Annotated in this window: 14 protein-coding genes and 1 pseudogene; 5 read left to right on the top strand and 10 right to left on the bottom strand. The window is 61.8% G+C overall.

The window, feature by feature from the left end:
• Window positions 1-72: 72 nt before the first annotated feature.
• The gene (locus tag FHX03_RS02595) at window positions 73-690 is read right to left on the bottom strand and encodes a 2'-5' RNA ligase family protein (RefSeq protein ID WP_183852484.1); all 618 of its coding nucleotides are present in this window, start codon (window positions 688-690) and stop codon (window positions 73-75) included.
• Between the two features lie 176 nt (window positions 691-866).
• Complete coding sequence (locus tag FHX03_RS02590; RefSeq protein ID WP_183852482.1) at window positions 867-1,253, bottom strand: ectoine synthase; 387 nt, start codon at window positions 1,251-1,253, stop codon at window positions 867-869.
• A 249-nt stretch (window positions 1,254-1,502) separates the two neighbouring features.
• Here FHX03_RS02590 and FHX03_RS02585 point away from each other — a divergent pair, with 249 nt between their 5' ends.
• Together FHX03_RS02585 and FHX03_RS02580 are read left to right on the top strand one after the other, a co-directional pair.
• A complete protein-coding gene (locus tag FHX03_RS02585; RefSeq protein ID WP_183852480.1) occupies window positions 1,503-2,396 on the top strand; it encodes a LysR substrate-binding domain-containing protein in 894 nt (297 codons plus the stop codon).
• A gap of 253 nt (window positions 2,397-2,649) precedes the next feature.
• Window positions 2,650-4,215: a methionine--tRNA ligase gene (locus FHX03_RS02580; RefSeq protein ID WP_183852478.1), complete on the top strand. Its 1,566-nt coding sequence runs from the start codon at window positions 2,650-2,652 to the stop codon at window positions 4,213-4,215.
• A gap of 592 nt (window positions 4,216-4,807) precedes the next feature.
• On the opposite strand, the gene FHX03_RS02575 is transcribed toward FHX03_RS02580, so the two are convergent.
• Genes FHX03_RS02575 through FHX03_RS02565 form a run of 3 tightly spaced genes read right to left on the bottom strand, consistent with a single transcriptional unit; the run spans window position 4,808 to window position 6,678 of the window.
• Window positions 4,808-5,371: a biotin transporter BioY gene (locus FHX03_RS02575; protein WP_012556795.1), complete on the bottom strand. Its 564-nt coding sequence runs from the start codon at window positions 5,369-5,371 to the stop codon at window positions 4,808-4,810.
• A 24-nt stretch (window positions 5,372-5,395) separates the two neighbouring features.
• Complete coding sequence (locus FHX03_RS02570) at window positions 5,396-6,004, bottom strand: energy-coupling factor transporter transmembrane component T family protein (RefSeq protein WP_183852476.1); 609 nt, start codon at window positions 6,002-6,004, stop codon at window positions 5,396-5,398.
• Window positions 6,004-6,678, bottom strand: a complete 675-nt coding sequence (locus tag FHX03_RS02565) for an energy-coupling factor ABC transporter ATP-binding protein (protein WP_097624083.1) — start codon at window positions 6,676-6,678, stop codon at window positions 6,004-6,006. The genes FHX03_RS02570 and FHX03_RS02565 overlap by 1 nt, the downstream gene beginning before the upstream one ends.
• Before the next feature lie 293 nt (window positions 6,679-6,971).
• Between FHX03_RS02565 and FHX03_RS02560 the strand changes: the two genes are divergently transcribed.
• Window positions 6,972-8,162 (top strand): winged helix-turn-helix domain-containing protein, encoded by a 1,191-nt coding sequence (locus FHX03_RS02560; RefSeq protein ID WP_183852475.1) that lies wholly within the window; start codon window positions 6,972-6,974, stop codon window positions 8,160-8,162.
• Between the two features lie 50 nt (window positions 8,163-8,212).
• On the opposite strand, the gene ribB is transcribed toward FHX03_RS02560, so the two are convergent.
• From ribB to FHX03_RS02545, 3 genes are all read right to left on the bottom strand, one after another.
• Window positions 8,213-9,316 (bottom strand): 3,4-dihydroxy-2-butanone-4-phosphate synthase, encoded by a 1,104-nt coding sequence (ribB, locus tag FHX03_RS02555; RefSeq protein ID WP_097624085.1) that lies wholly within the window; start codon window positions 9,314-9,316, stop codon window positions 8,213-8,215.
• A gap of 9 nt (window positions 9,317-9,325) precedes the next feature.
• The gene (gene aroC, locus FHX03_RS02550; RefSeq protein WP_183852472.1) at window positions 9,326-10,423 is read right to left on the bottom strand and encodes a chorismate synthase; all 1,098 of its coding nucleotides are present in this window, start codon (window positions 10,421-10,423) and stop codon (window positions 9,326-9,328) included.
• Between the two features lie 152 nt (window positions 10,424-10,575).
• Window positions 10,576-13,749: an EAL domain-containing protein gene (locus FHX03_RS02545; protein WP_183852470.1), complete on the bottom strand. Its 3,174-nt coding sequence runs from the start codon at window positions 13,747-13,749 to the stop codon at window positions 10,576-10,578.
• 241 nt (window positions 13,750-13,990) lie between these two features.
• On the opposite strand from FHX03_RS02545, the gene FHX03_RS02540 reads away from it, so the two are divergent.
• Together FHX03_RS02540 and FHX03_RS34975 are read left to right on the top strand one after the other, a co-directional pair.
• Window positions 13,991-14,251, top strand: a complete 261-nt coding sequence (locus FHX03_RS02540) for a DUF1344 domain-containing protein (protein ID WP_003569889.1) — start codon at window positions 13,991-13,993, stop codon at window positions 14,249-14,251.
• Window positions 14,252-14,272: 21 nt separating this feature from the next.
• A pseudogene (locus FHX03_RS34975) lies at window positions 14,273-14,515 on the top strand (DUF1902 domain-containing protein).
• 30 nt (window positions 14,516-14,545) lie between these two features.
• Here the strand turns inward: FHX03_RS34975 and FHX03_RS02530 are convergent.
• Together FHX03_RS02530 and fabI are read right to left on the bottom strand one after the other, a co-directional pair.
• The gene (locus tag FHX03_RS02530) at window positions 14,546-15,136 is read right to left on the bottom strand and encodes a histidine phosphatase family protein (protein ID WP_183852468.1); all 591 of its coding nucleotides are present in this window, start codon (window positions 15,134-15,136) and stop codon (window positions 14,546-14,548) included.
• A gap of 21 nt (window positions 15,137-15,157) precedes the next feature.
• The gene (fabI, locus tag FHX03_RS02525; protein WP_049736024.1) at window positions 15,158-15,976 is read right to left on the bottom strand and encodes an enoyl-ACP reductase FabI; all 819 of its coding nucleotides are present in this window, start codon (window positions 15,974-15,976) and stop codon (window positions 15,158-15,160) included.
• Window positions 15,977-16,073: the final 97 nt, after the last annotated feature.

Genomic DNA, 16,073 nt, shown 5'->3' with positions numbered 1-16,073 from the left:
GCCGGCTCGGCTTGGTGCTGCCGCTCATGCGCTGATTGCCATCAGCCGGCTGGCGCCGGTGGGCTAACCATTTTAGCATTCCGCGCTTTTGCCGCGGAGGACCGGTTCGCTGAGGATATTGATATCGACGTTTGGATAAACGTGCTCTTCCAGCAAGGTGAGGGATCCAGCTCGCATTCCCATGGGTAAACAGCCTGCGTCGAAACTTACCGCCGGCACCGGCTCTTGGGCGAAAAACCTGAACAGCGTTATATGCGCTATGCGGGGCGGGGTTGGACGCCACTGTTCGAAGCAGATGGCCTGTGAAATGGCCGAGCGAAGTCTGTGCAATTCCGCCGGCTCCTCGGCTTTTACGAAGATAGCCGCTTCCGAAGCCGCCACCTCGTGAAAATGAACGTCGAAGGGTGGGGTCTCGTCGATCAGTCTCTCGACAATCTCCGTCCATTGTTCCCCGTTCCGCTTCCAGACCTCCTCGTTCGGAATGCCGAATTGGGCTGCCGCATTAACGAGGGTGACGACCGTCATGTGCAGGCTTGTGGCCGGGACGCGTGAGAGGGACGCGGCGCTGTCTCGCTCGATGCTGTCTTGCAGGACGCAGAGCTTTGACAGCGCCTCGCGATCGGGAAGGAACTGCAGGTGAAACGCGCAGCACCGCTTGAACCACAGCGTATCAACCTTCGTGCGGATCACTGGCAGCACCCTTCCACCCAGCCGGGGCACGCCGCACCGAGAGCGTGCAATTCCGATCCTTGCTATCACATCGCCAAACTGTTCGCCAAGGACGGGCGACCCGGCCGGAGATCGGCGGATGATGAAGATCGTGAGCCGCTCAGGAAGATTGCAGCACCCCCGCCGCGTCCCTCGGCTCAGTATTCGGAACCGCTACTGTTGTTCAGATCGTGACGTTCCGTCCCTTTCAAAGGTGGATTGAAGACACTGACGAGAATGAGGTCCTTGTCCTTGCCACCCCGCAAATAGTGGCGATCATGTTTATCGAGGACGTAGATGTCGCCGACGCCGATGGGGAAGACGTTGCCGTCCATATCCTCGACCTCGCCTTCGCCCTGGATGCAATAGCAGGCCTCCAGGTGGTTGCGATACTGCAGCAGGGCTTGCGTGTTGGCGCGAACGACCGTGTGGCAGACCGTGAACCCCATCCCGTCATCATTCGTCAGCAGGCGATGGCTCGTGCCATTGCCCCAATCGACGAAGCGCTCGGTCTGCTCGACTTCCTTTAGACTTCTCACAAACATGTTCTTTCCTCTCGCCAATGGCGGAGATTTCATTGATCTCCGTGATCCCAATAGGCACCGGAATCCACGCTCGCTTCAAATGAACAAAATTGAGAAAGCTGTTAGAATAAGTTACATGTAGTCTCTGAACTCGACTCGCGGTGAGTTTGATGCGGGAATTTTGTCGCGCCAATATAAGCAGGATTTGACTAGGTCTTGAGATTTCTGGTGGCATATGAACCCTGCCGCTCATGTGAGGAATACGAACATATGCAACTGCCGCCGCTGAACGCCTTGAGAGCCTTCGAAGCGACCGCTCGGCTGATGAGCCTCTCAAAGGCCGGAGACGAACTGCATGTGACCCACGCGGCCATCAGTCATCAGCTCAAACATCTGGAGGCGTGGCTCGGCCGCAAGCTGCTGCAAAAATCCGGGCGCGGCGTGGCGCTGACGCCAGCGGGTGCCGAATATTATCTTGCCGTCTCCGGCTCATTGGCAGCCATCGCCCATGCAACCGGCAACATGCGCAGAGACCACAATATGCGTTCGATCACGGTCGGCTGCATTCCTTCGATCGCGTCGCGCTGGCTGGTTCCGGCACTGCCGTCGTTCCGGGAGAGCGATCCCGATCTCGACGTCAGGATCGTTTACGCCAGAGCCGAGGAACGCTTCGATGACGAAAGCCTGGATGTTCTCATCACCATGGGGGAAGACCTGTCGGGAGGGCGGGAGAGCCGCCTGCTTTTCTCCCGCCGCAACCAGCCGGTGGCCAGCATTCATTATCTGGCCAAGCGGAATTGGACTGTCGGCAGTATTCCCTTTGCAGCGGCCGACCTGCTGCACGACGAATCCGTCGACGGCTGGAAAGAATGGTTCCGGAAGACTGAGATGAAGGCGCCCGAGCCGGTTCGCGGGCCGATATTTCAGGACTTCAACATCCTTGCCACGGCGGTAATAGCCGGGCATGGGGTCGCATTATGCCCGGTCGAAGTGTTTCGGCGAGAGATCGATCGCGGCGACCTCGTCGTGCTTTCGGACATCTCGACCGCCGAGACCCAGGGATATTACCTGATCACCAGTTCCTGGGCGAAAAAGCCGGTGCGTCGTTTTACGGAGTGGTTCACGAAGGAATGCCGATCCGCCGGCTCACCGATCGTTGAATAAGCTCCGCCAAGGCGGGCGCTCAACGGGAGGGCAAAGCGCGCCGGCCCAAACAGCGCGCTTGTTCGAAACCACGCTTGATGCTAGAAAAATGGTATGGACAACAACGTGATCAGCACTTTCGTGATGATGATGCCGCGCTCATAGCGTGGCGGGTTTCGTGCGTCCATAATGCACCAGCAACCGCCCTCGAGGCGGTTTTTTTCATGGGTCGATCCGTCTCGCCGGCAATAACAGCCTTCGAAAGGAAACACCGATGAACAAGGCGGATATCTATATCACCACTTCCATCCCCTATGTGAATGCCGCGCCGCATGTGGGTTTTGCCCTGGAACTCGTCCAGGCCGATGCCTATGCCCGTCATCTCAGGCTCCTCGGCCATGACGTCAGGTTCCAGTGCGGGACCGATGACAACAGCCTGAAGAATGTCAGGGCCGCGGAAGCCGCGGGACTGCAGGTGAGGGACTTCGTCAATGCCAACGCCGACAGGTTCGAGCGCCTTGGCGGCCGGCTCGATATCTCCAACCAGGAATTCGTCTGCACCTCCCGTGATCCAAGGCATGTCGCCTGTGTCCACGCCTTATGGCGGGCCTGCGCTGACACCGGCGACTTCTATCGCAAGGCCTATGAGGGCCTCTACTGCGTCGGCTGCGAGCAATTCTACGAGCCATCGGAACTCGATGACGGGCGCTGCCCGGAACATGGGATCGCTCTTGAGATCGTCCGTGAGGAGAACTGGTTCTTCCGTCTATCCCGATATGGCGGCAAACTCCGTGAACTCGTCGAAACTGGTGAGCTTCGCATCGTTCCAGCCCATCGGCGCAACGAGGTCCTTGCCCTGCTGCGGCGTGGCCTGACCGACATCAGCGTGTCGCGCAGCGCCGAACGGGCGCGAGGCTGGGGCGTTCCGGTTCCCGATGGGGGTGGCCCCGAAGCAGGTGACGTCGTCTATGTCTGGTTCGACGCCCTGGCGAACTATCTTACAGGTCTGGGGCACGGATCCGATCAGGTGCTCCAGCAGCGCTATTGGAATCGCGGAGAAAGCATCCACGTCGTCGGCAAGGGCATCTCCAAGTTCCACGCCATCTACTGGCCGGCCATCCTGCTGTCCGCCGGCCTGCCGCCGCCGTCGTCGATCCTGGTGCACGGCTATGTCACGGTGGACGGCAGGAAGATCGGCAAGTCGGCCGGCAACGGCATTGATCCCGAAGGCATCATCGACGCCTACGGAACGCCGGACGCGCTGCGATATTACCTGCTCCGGCATATACGCTCGGGAGACGACGGCGATTTCTCGGGCGAGCGTCTCGAAGCCGCATGGGCGGGAGAGCTCGCAGGCCAGCTCGGCAATCTCGCCAACCGGGTGCTTACCCTTTTATATCAGTCGTTCGGCGGCATCGTACCGCCCGTACCGGAGAGCGAGTTCGTGCAGAAAGCTTACCGCCTTCCGGGCAAGGTGGCGGAGGCCTTCGATGCCTACGAGCTGCATGTCGGCCTCGCTGATATTTTCGAGTTTGTCGGTGAGGCGAACCGGCGATTTACAAAAGGTGCACCATGGGCTGATGCGAAAGCGCTGCTTGGCGATCCCGCTCCGGAGGATCGCAAGGTGACCGCCGAACGTCTTGGCGCTTGCCTGGCGGAGCAGGTCTGCGGCCTTGCGATCGTTGCCCGCTGCCTGCTCCCGTTGCTGCCGGGCTCGGCCGCAACGCTGCACTCCAGGCTGGGAATACCGTCTCCTCGGCTCTATCGGGATCCGCTGATCGTGGCTGGGGCCAAGGCTGCCCCGCAAGCCGTGCTCTTCCCACAAAGAGCGGTAGCTTGAATCATCCCGGGGCCGGATACCCTGCGCTGCAGCGACAGCAGCGCAGGGTCGGGAGGGCGGTGACAAGAGAGGGCGTTTTGACGCGATCCAGGATGTCATAAAAGTTTTATACTGGAGCAATTGTCCGGATCGAGAAAATAATCTATTATTCTCATGGGGAAACAAGATTTCTCGATGCAAACGAAAGGATACTGATTGGACACATTTTTCTCGGATGCCATGCCCTTCGCATGTTTTGTCCTCTTGTTGCCCTGCTAATCGCGAGCAGCAAGCGCAGTTCAGGAAGCTCCGGCGATGGCGGTGGCTTCGACGCCTCAGACGACGGCGGCGGCTGTGACGGCAGCGACGGAGGTGGAGGAGACTAAATCAATCTCAAATCGATAGAATGCCCGACCGCCTCAAGGCGGTTTTTTGTTGCCCGGATTCCGGGGCTATGCCGAGATCGCAACGCGGACGATCCCTTATCCCAACGTACCGGCATAAAGACGCGTGGCTCGCTTCCGACGGCGGGCGATGGATTGACGCGGCCATTAACGCATAATGGCCGCCTTCTGACGAAGACGGCCATTGCCAGTATTTGCCATTGGGACGGCTATGCGCGCGCCGGCAGCAGGGGATAGCCGACCATGACGGCGCGGCCGAGGAGCGCGGCGACGAAGGCCTTGATCACATCGCCGGGAACGAAAGCCATCGAGCCGACGAAGGCTTTCGGGAAGCCGAGACCGGCAACCGTCGCGAGATAGGTGATGCCGAAAGCATAGAGCACGACGATGCCGCCGACCATGGCGGTGAGGAAGAAGCTGACCGTCTGCACCAGGCCGGACTGCCGGTCGTTGATCAGCCGCTCGCTGAGGTAACCGGTGACGAAGGCGGCAAAGATCCAGCCGATGAGGAAGCCGGCCGTCGGCGAGGCGAAGATCGCAAGCCCGCCGCGGCCGCCGGAAAGCACCGGCAGGCCGATGGCGACGAGCAAGAGCACGATCAGCACGGCAATGGCGCCGCGCCGGGCGCCGAGCACGACGCCGGCCATCATGACGCCGAGCGATTGCGCGGTGATCGGCACCGGAATGAAGCCGAGCGGGATCGGCGGCAGCAGGCCGAGCGCCACGATGATTGCGGCAAAGAGGGCGGTGAGAACGAGGTCGCGGGTGCTCATCATGAATTCCGTGGTTAAAATTGATTAACTTCCATGCCGTCGAATGCCGCGCGCGTCAATCGCCGCGGCGATATTATCCGCATCCTTGAGCGTCAGGATGATCAGCGGCGCAAGCAGGCTCGCCGGCCGGACCTTCAGCCCGCGCGCCCTGTGTGCCTCGCGGATCGCCTGGTAACGGTCGACGATTTCAGGCACGAAACGCAAGACCAGGCCCAGCGCCAGGCCGATATCGTCGGCCCGCACCCGGCCCGTACGCTCCAGCGGGCGGGCAAGTGCCGTCACTTCGTCGATGAAGGCGGTGATCGACGTCGTCGCCGTCACGGCGGCGGCAAGCAGCATCAGCGCCGTCAGCCGCAGCGGCGGCACGAGCGCCTGCTGCCAGGGATTGAAGAGCAGGTTGAAGAGCGCGACGACCGCGATCGTCAGAAAGATCGGCCGGAGCCGCCTCAGCGCGGCGCCAATCGGCAGGCCGACCATGCGATAGAGGATCGCCGCCGCCAGCAAGGCGAGAGACAGCAGCACGAGATTGCCGGTGATGAACAGCACGATGCTGAAGATCGCAAGCGACAGCAGTTTCACCCGCGGCGAAAGCCGATGCATTGCGCTGTTGCCTTCGACATAGAGCGACTGCATCAGAGGGCGATCTCCCTGTAGCGGGCGATCGCCTCAGTCGCCGGCGCATCCGCGGCAAGCCGCCCTTCATGAAACAGCAGCACCCGCTCGAAACCGGCGATCAGCTCCAGATCATGGGTGATGACGATGGCGCTTTCGGCAAGTCCGGCGATAATTCCTTCGACCAGCGCCCGGTTTTTGAGATCGAGCTGGTTTGTGGGTTCGTCGAGGATCAGAATACCGGGCCCCGTCGCCAGCACCGAGCAGAGGGCTGCCACCTGCAGCTCGCCGCCGGAAAGCTCGTGCGCCCGCCGCCCGGCCAGCGCCTCGGCGCCGAAGCGGGCCAGCACGCCCTCGACTTTCGCCTCGATCTCCGCCTTGGTGAAGCCGCGCCGCTTCAGCCCGAAGGCGATGTCGTCCCGGACGATCGGCATGATGATCTGGTTCTGCGGCGACTGAAAGATGAAGCCGACATCGGCTGCCGCCGTCTTCTCGTCGGCCGTGTCGCGGCCGTTGACGGTGACCCGCCCGACCGTCGGCTTGGTCAGCCCGTTGATCAGCCGCGCAAACGTGGTCTTGCCCGAGCCATTGAGCCCGATGACGCCGATGCGTTTGCCGCTGATGCCGAGCGTGAGCGGCGCGAGCGCCACCCGCGTTCCGAAACTAACCCCGGCGCCTTCGAAGTGTATGTCCAAACCAGTTCCTCGCATTTTTCATCGGAGGAGATTGCCGATCCCGGCCCCTCATCCGGCTGCCGCCACCTTCTCCGCGCAGGCGGGGAGAAGGGGATATGCCGCACCATCTCCTTCTACCTCGACGCTGCGTCTGGCACGTCCCCTCTCCACGTCAAAACGGGGAGAGGGTTAGGGTGAGGGGCAGTCATTGGCGCCGACCTGACAGCAGTGCTTCTACAAAGAGCAAACCTCGCTGTCGACATCCGATAGCGATATCGGGTGGCTAGGAAGATTTTCCGCGTTATGATGTATCCATGACGAATCTGCTCTCCAATTCCGACGCCCGCCGGGTCTTCCTCGCCAAGCAGGGCCTCAGCGCCCCGCCGAACCGCGCTTTGACCAAGCAGGGGCTGCTGCAACTGATCGGCGAGCTGGGGTTCGTTCAGGTGGACAGCATCCAGACGGTCGAGCGGGCGCATCATCAGATCCTGTTCTCCCGCAACCAGACTTATCGGCGCGAGCATCTGACGGCACTGCTCGAAAAGGACGGCGCGCTGTTCGAGCACTGGACGCACGACGCCTCGATCCTGCCGAGCGCCTTCTTCGTCTATTGGAAGCACAAGTTCCGCCATCAGGAGAAGGTCATCGTCGAGCGCTGGCGCAAATGGCGCGGCGAGGGCTTCGAGGCGGCCTTCGAGGAGACCTATCAGCGCGTCGAGCGCGACGGGGCGATCCTGGCGCGCGACATCAAGGCCGACGGCCATGTTTCCGGCGGCTGGTGGAACTGGCATCCGAACAAGACGGCGCTCGAATATTTCTGGCACACCGGCAAGTTCGCCATCGCCGGCCGCTCGAACTTCCAGAAGATCTACGATCTCACCGAGCGCGTCATCCCGGCCGAATTCCGTGAGCCGGAGGTGAGCCGGGAGGACTTTATCGACTGGGCCTGCCGCAGCGCGCTCTCCCGCCTCGGCTTTGCCACCCATGGCGAGATATCGGCCTTCTGGAACCTGGTCTCGCCTGAGGAAGCCAAGGCCTGGGTATCAGCCCATCGCGACGAGCTCGCCGAAGTGCTGATCGAACCGGCGCTCGGGGCCAAGCCGCGCCCCTCCTGGGCCTTTGCCGATTTCCTCTCGACGCTCGACAACTACCCCGGCGCACCGCCGCGCATCCGCGTACTCAGCCCCTTCGACCCGATGATCCGCGACCGCAACCGCACCGAACGCCTGTTCGGCTTCTTCTACCGCATCGAGATTTTCGTCCCCGAGCCGAAGCGCGAATATGGCTATTACGTCTTCCCGCTGCTCGAAGGTGACAGGCTGATCGGCCGCATCGACATGAAGGCGGATCGGAAAAAGTCGACGCTCGATGTCAAGCGGCTCTGGCTGGAGCCTGGCGTGAAGCCGTCAGCCGCGCGGCTTGAGAGGCTGGAAGCCGAGCTGGAGCGGCTGGCGCGGTTTGCGGGGGTAGAGAAGGTTGTGTTGCTCGACGGCTGGAGAGGATAAAACCCCTCCCCAACCCCTCCCCCTTGTGGGGAGGGGGCTTTCTCCGAGCCTCAGCAAATCTCCGTCTTGCTGATCTTGATCCCGAAACCTTCCAGCCCGACATAGTGGCGCTCGCGGCTGGTGAGCAGCTTGATCGAGCTGACGCCGAGGTCCTTGAGGATCTGGGCGCCGAGGCCGATTTCCAGCCATTCGCTGTCGCGGCTCTGCGCTTCGGCATGGGCTTCGCGGCCCTGGTTGCGGGCCTTGCGGCCGTTGTCGTGGTGGCCGACGCCGACCGAGCCTTCGCGCAGGTAGACGATGACGCCGCGGCCTTCCTCGGAAATCTTCTGCATGTAGAAATCGACCGGGCTGTTCTTGCCGAAGAGATCCTCGGCGACATTTTCCGGATGCAGGCGCACCGGGATGTCGACGCCGTCGCGGATGTCGCCGAAGACGACGGCGAGATGCTGCATCGGGTCCCAGGGCAGGGAATAGGTATGAGCCTTGGCCTTGCCGAACGGTGTGTCGATGTCGAAGCTCGTGCCGTGCTCGACCAACGTTTCCTTGCGCTGGCGATAGGCAATGAGATCGGCGACGGAGACGAGCTTCAACCCGTGCTGCTCGGCGAAATCGACCACCTGCGGGCCGCGCGTGACGGTGCCGTCGTCATTGACGAGTTCCGAGATGACGCCGATCGGCGGCAGGCCGGCGAGTTTGCAGAGGTCGACGGCCGCTTCCGTATGGCCGGAGCGCATTAGCACGCCGCCTTCGCGCGAAACCAGCGGGAAGATGTGGCCGGGCCGGACGAAATCGGCGGCGCCCACATTCGGATTGGCGAGGTTGCGCACCGTCAGGGTCCGGTCGTCGGCGGAAATGCCGGTCGTCGTGCCGTGCTTGAAATCGACCGAGACGGTGAAGGCCGTCGTATGGGCCGAGTCGTTTTCCGCCACCATGGCGTTGAGGTTGAGGCGCTTGGCCTCTTCCTTCGGCATCGGCGCACAGACGATGCCGGATGTGTGGCGCACGATGAAGGCCATCTTCTCCGGCGTGGTGTGCACGGCGGCGACAATCAGGTCACCCTCGTTCTCGCGGTCATTGTCGTCCATGACGACGACGATCTCGCCGGCCTCGAAAGCCCGGATGGCGTCGACGACGCGCTTTTGATCATACGACATGGGGCGCTCCTATTTCAGGCGGCCGGTCTGGCCGCGGTCGCGAAGATAATGGTCAGCGATGGCGCAGGCGACCATCGCCTCGCCGATCGGCACGGCGCGGATGCCGACGCAGGGGTCGTGCCGGCCCTTGGTGCGGACATCGACATTCTTGCCGTCGGCATCGATCGACTGGCGCTCGGTCAGGATCGACGAAGTCGGCTTGACGGCGAAACGTGCCACGACAGGCTGTCCGGTCGAGATCCCGCCGAGAATACCGCCGGCATTGTTGGAAAGGAAGATCGGCGTGCCGTCATTGCCCATGCGCATCTCGTCGGCATTGTCTTCGCCTGAGGTTTCGGCGGCGGCAAAACCATTGCCGATCTCGACGCCCTTGACGGCGTTGATCGACATCAGCAGCGAGGCGATGTCCTGGTCGAGCTTGGCATAGATCGGCGCGCCGAGGCCGGCCGGCACGCCTTCGGCGATCACTTCGACGACGGCGCCGATTGAGGAGCCCGTCTTGCGGATGCCGTCGAGATATTCTTCCCACACAGGCACGATCGCCGCATCGGGGGAGAAGAACGGGTTCTGGCCGACCTGATCCCAATCCCAGTTGCGGCGGTCGATCTTGTGCTTGCCGATCTGCACCAGGGCGCCGCGCACCGTGACACCGGGCACGACCAGCCGGGCGATGCCGCCGGCGGCGACCCTTGCTGCGGTCTCGCGCGCCGAGGAGCGGCCGCCGCCGCGATAATCGCGAATGCCGTATTTGAGGTCATAGGTAAAATCGGCATGGCCGGGGCGGAATTGCCGGGCGATCTCGCCGTAATCCTTGGAGCGCTGGTCGGTGTTTTCGATCAGCATCGAGATCGGCGTGCCGGTTGTCGTCATCGTCTCGCCGTCGGCGTCGAGCATGACGCCGGAGAGTACCTTCACCAGGTCGTCCTCGCGCCGCTGCGTCACGAAGCGGGATTGCCCGGGCTTGCGCTTGTCGAGCCAGACCTGCAGGTCCTCGAGCTTGAAGCGCAGCCCCGGAGGGCAGCCATCGACGACGCAGCCGAGCGCCGGACCATGGCTTTCGCCCCAGGTGGTTACGCGGAAGAGGTGACCGAATGTATTGTGCGACATGTGTTCCCACGGTGGCGCGCCAAAGCCGGTTGCGCCATTGCTTGAAAAGGCGCGACACTCATAGGCCAAAAAACCGTCGAGGCAAAAGCCTTTCTTTGCGTCAAACCGGCGGTGGCGGAAATGCTATTTCCGTCCCTATCAAAGGAAGGCGGTCAGGATGCCAGCCGCCATCCCGTGCCGGTGGCCTCGGTGGTGAAATCGTCGAAGGAGAGCGGCCGCGAGAAGGCATAGCCCTGCAGGATGTCGCAGCCGAGATCGCGCAGCAGTTCGGCATGGGCCGCCGTCTCCACCCCTTCGGCCACCGTCTCGACGCCGAGCGAGCGGGCGATGTCGATGATCGAGCGGACCAGCGCCCGCTCCTGTGTTGCGCCGACGATCGGCTGCACCAGCTGGCGGTCGATCTTCAGGCGCTTGGGCTTCAGCTTCAACAGGCTGACGATCGAGGTATGGCCGGTGCCGAAATCGTCGATCTCGATATCGATGCCGAGCGCCTTGATGTGCTCGAGATTGTGCGAGACGACGTCCTCGCTCTCGTCGAGGAAGATCGATTCCACCAGTTCGAAGGAAAGCTCGCCGGGGCGGATATGCAGGTCGGCGAGCGATTCCAGCAGGCTGCCGTCATGCAGCCGCCGCGCCGAAACATTGACCGAGACCTTGGGCACGGCAATGCCTTGCGCCGTCCAGCGCATCTTGTCGCGCAGCGCCGTTTCCAGCACGATCCTGTCGAGCATCTGCACGACATTGATCTCGTCGGCGATGCGCAGGAACTTGTCTGGCGTCAGCCACCCCTTGGTCGGATGTTTCCAGCGCACCAGCGCCTCCACACCCGTCAGTTCCATCGTCCGGGCTGAGAATTGCGGCTGGTACCAGGCGGTGAACTCGCCATTGTCGATGCCGGCGAGGATCTCGTCGGCCGTGCGCTTGGTGTTGACGATATCGGCCTGGAGATTGTGATTGAAGAATTCGAAGCGGTTGCGGCCCGTGCTCTTGGCGCGGTAGAGCGCGATATCGGCATTGATCAGCACCTTGCGCGCATCGACGTGAATGCCGTTGGCAAGCGCCACGCCGATCGACACGCCGCAGCGGCAGGAAAAACCCTGGAAATCGATCGGCTGGCGCATCTCTTCGATGATCCGCGCCGAAAGCTGTGCCATCTCCGTGTCGCCGACATCAAGGGCGAGGATGACGAATTCGTCGCCGCCGATGCGGGCGACGATATCGCTGCCGCGGACATTCTTGGCGAGCACCTTCGAGGCGTGCACCAGCATGGCATCGCCGGCGGCATGGCCAAGCGTGTCGTTGATGTCCTTGAAGCGGTCGAGGTCGATGTGCAGGATCGAGAATTTCTGCCGCTGCCGGCGGCCGTCATTCGTCAATTCTTCGAGCGCGATATCGAGCTTGCGGCGATTGGCAAGCGCGGTCAGCGGGTCGTGCAGCGAATTGTGCTCGATCCTGTTCTTGGCAAGCTCGAGCTCGATATTCTTGGCGACCGCCTCGTCCTTGGCGGCTTTCAGCCGGATCGTCATTAGCACGTCTTCGGTGGCATCGAAGGCGATGCCCATGATCTTCATCTCGCCGGTCCCCGTCTGGTGGACCTTGCCGACGGAGCGGACATAGCGCACCGCGCCGCCATCGACGATCACCCGACAGACGAGGGTGTGGGTATCGCCATTTTTCTTGAAGTGGCGCGCGCTTTCGAGCGCCAGACCCCGATCCTCGGGGTGGATGCAGCCAAGCCAGGTCTCCTCGGTCATGAAGCCGTTGCGCGGCGCAAGCCCATAGAGCTCGTGCATGCGCTCGTTCCAGATCGAGCCGCCCCGGTCGGGCCGCGCTTCCCAGATGCCGCATTGATAGGAGTTGAGCGCCAGGTCGAGCCGGCTCGACAGCTCGGCGAGTTGTCCCTCGCGGCTGGAAAGCTCTTCAAGCGCCAGCTCCAGCTCGGCATTCTTGACCTCGCTCATGTCTTTCGCCTTGCGCAGCGTATCGGTCGTCTCCGCATCGGCGGTCACGTCCCAGACGATGCCGATCGTCCTGCTGACGCCGCCGGCATCGGTATAGAAGGCGCCGACCGAGCGCAGGTGACGGATGCCGCCATCGGCTGGCACGATACGGTACTGCGCCGTGCAGGCGGCACCGGCGATGCTGCAGCTGAAGAAATGCACTTCGGCGATCTCGCGGTCCTCGGGCAGGATCGCCGTTAGCCATTCGTCGAGCGCCCGGCTTCCTTCCTGCGCCGGCTTGCCGTGCAGGGCCGCCGCACGTGCATCCCAGAGCAGGCTGCTCGAATGATCATCCAGCTCCCAGATGCCGATATTCGAGGATTCCAACGCCAGATCGAGCCGTTGCGACAATTCCTTGAGTTTCGCTTCGCGCGTCTCGAGCTCGGTGATATTGCGATTGCGCTCCCCAAGCAGGAGGGTCGCGAAGAAGATCGGGATGATGATGATGCAGCCGGCGGCAACGACGATCAGCCGCAGCTCGGTCTGGTTCTCCGGTATCGCGTGCCAGCCGCTGTTCGGAACGACGGAAAGTTCCCACTTGCCGCCGGCAAAGCCGATCTTCTGGCGCATAGGATCCTTGTCATCGATCTCGGACGACCCGAAGAACGGCGCGGTTGTCGCGGCCCTCGCCGATGAGCCGGTATCCCGGAGGGCGATTGATAGATGGTTGAGATGCGGAAAACGTTCCCGGTTCTCGCGGTCGCGCGCCGGCATCAGCCCGGTCGCCTCGTAGAACATCTGCTGGTCGATGACGAGCTCGACCGCCCCCCAGAGCCGCCGTTGGCCGTTCTCCTTGACGAAAACCGGGAAGAATATGGCAAAGCCGTCCCGGCCGTCGGTGCTGACAGGGCCATAAAAGCGCGCCGACAGATCGGCGGCCGCCGGCGTCATCGCCTGGCGTGAAAACAGCGTTGCGCGCACGTCGCGGCCGATCTCCTCATTGCCGGGTAGCCGGGGATAGACGTTGTCGATGATGAAATCCGGTGCGACGGCGATGTGAATGAAGGACGGATTCTGGATCAGCAGCCAGTTGATCTGCCGCTCCATCTCCTCGCCGTTTGCCGCACTGACGGAGATCAGATTGGCAAGATCGCGGACCATGCTGAGGTCCATATTGATCTCAGCCATCACCCGGGCGCGGATGAGGTTTGCCTCGCTTTCGGTGCGGATATGAAGTTCGCGCTCATAGGATTGAGTATTGGCCCGGTCGAGGCCGAAGCCGACCATGATGACGACAAGGGCGACAAGCGATGAAACCAGAAACGAAACGCGGGTATTCTTCAACACGCGCCGTAACTGCTTGTTGTCGCTCAGCCTGAATAGCAAAATGAAACTCCCGTCTTCCGGGCGACTTTAGGGCGTGGGGGTTAATTTACGATTGCCCGCAAGCGATGCCAAAAATCATGGGAAGGCAAAAGCAGCGGTTAACACGGCGTCTTGATTATATTTAAAATCCTATTCATCAATTAGGCGGGAAAAGCCATTCTTCCGGGCAATTTTCGCCATATTCAGGAGGCTATCTGTGGCCAGTCATGTTCTCGTGCAGCGTCTGAAAAGGATTGTCGCCATGCGTTTCGTCGTCGCCACGCTTTTGGCAACAGCAAGTTTCCTGTCGCCGATGAGCGGTTTTGCCGAGAGCGCCGATGTCGAGGCGACGATCAAGAAGGTCGATACCGCCAATCTGGTGCTGACGCTCGACGACGGCAAAACCTATCAGGCGCCTGAGGAATTCAATTTCGACGGCCTCGAAGCCGGCGTGAAGGTGATCGTCTTCTATACCGAGGTCGACGGCAAGCGCGTCATCAACGATCTCGATATCGTCAAGTAGGGCGGGTCCGCGGAGGATGGCATGAAGCATGCTTCGATCGTCGTGCGTGCTATTGGGATGAAGAGGCTGGCGTTTGGGTCGCTAGCAGCAACGATATCGAAGGACTGGCCATTGAAGCCGGTACCCTTCGAAGCCCCCAAGCCTAAACTTATCGCTTTTGCAGCCGGCCTTCTCGAGCTGAACGGTTTTACCTCTAACCAGCCGGAAATCCCGATCCACATCATAGCCGAACAACTCGTCGGCATCCCCAATCCCACAAAGTGAGCCTATCGCGGGCTAAGATGCGGCAACGCCCTACAGCCAGACGATCGTCCGCTCAGTAGTATTGATCCTGACAATCTGGTCCTGCGGGATCCCGCCTTCGGCAGCGCTGCTCTTCGGCAGGTCGGCGATCATCTGGAACAGTGTGCGGATGACGCCGCCATGGGTGACGCAGACGGTCGGGCGGTCGACGGATTGCAGCCATGAGCCGGTGCGCCAGGAGAGGATCTCGTAGCTTTCCGCGTCGTCGCCGGGCGGGATGAAATCCCATTTCGAAGCATTGCGTTCGGCCACCCGCTCGCGCTGCGTGGCCTTCAGCTCCTTGAGCGTCGAGCCCTCCCAGTCACCGAAGGAGATCTCGACCAGCCTCGGATCGGTGCGATAGGCAAACGGCGGCAGGCCCATGGCGCCGCGGACGATTTCCATGGTCGCGCGCGTGCGTTGCAGCGGGCTTGCGACGAAATCGAATTCATCGACCGTGTCGCCGAGAATTTCGCCAAGCGCCACCCCGTTCTGCCGGGCCTGTTCCAGGCCCGTGGCGTTCATCGGGATGTCCTTCTGGCCCTGCAGGCGGCGCTCGGCATTCCAGTCGGTCTGACCGTGTCTGATCACGTAGATAAGCACGGTCTCTGCTCCGGGAATGCTTCAGTCCTTGACGACCGAAATGTCAGGGGCGTCGACCGCCTTCATGCCGATGACATGATAGCCGCTGTCGGCATGGTGCACTTCGCCGGTGACGGAGCGCGAGAGATCGGACAGCAGATAGAGGCCGACATCGCCGACTTCTTCGATGGTGACGGTGCGGCGCAGCGGCGCGTTGTATTCGTTCCACTTCAGAATATAGCGGAAATCGCCGATGCCGGAGGCTGCGAGCGTCTTGATCGGGCCGGCCGAGACGGCGTTGACGCGGATATTCTGCGGTCCGAGGTCGACGGCCAGATACTTGACGCTCGCTTCGAGCGCGGCCTTGGCGACACCCATGACGTTATAGTTCGGCATCACCTTTTCGGCGCCGTAATAGGTCAGCGTCAGCATAGCGCCGCCATCCGTCATCAGCTTCTCGGCGCGGCGTGCGACCGAGGTGAAGGAATAGACGGAGATCTGCATCGTCTTGGCGAAATTGTCGGCCGAGGTGTCGACGTAGCGGCCGGTGAGCTCGTCCTTGTCGGAGAAGCCGATCGCATGCACCAGGAAATCGATCTTGCCCCAGAGCTTTTCGACGTTTGCGAAAACCTCGTCGATGGTGGCTTCGTCGGCAACGTCACAGTGTCCGACCAGCGTTGCGCCGATTTCGGCGGCAAGCGGCTCGACGCGCTTCTTCAGCGCATCGCCCTGGTAGGTGAGCGCGACTTCTCCGCCCTGCGCATGAATGGCCTTGGCAATACCCCACGCAATCGAGCGATTGTTGGCGACACCCATGATGACGCCGCGTTTGCCTGCCATGAGGCCGGATGCTTGAGCCATATTTCGCTCCCTAGGAATTCTGATTGATCCTGCCTATGGCATAGGCCGCTAATCGGTTCAAGCTTGGCCTGGATCATCAACTGTTAGGTTTCGTAAC

Source organism: Rhizobium sp. BK456, assembly GCF_014194045.1.
GTDB classification, from domain to species: domain Bacteria; phylum Pseudomonadota; class Alphaproteobacteria; order Rhizobiales; family Rhizobiaceae; genus Rhizobium; species Rhizobium redzepovicii.
Note: the sequence above shows the minus strand (reverse complement) of the source record. Positions and strands in the feature narration are given on the sequence as shown.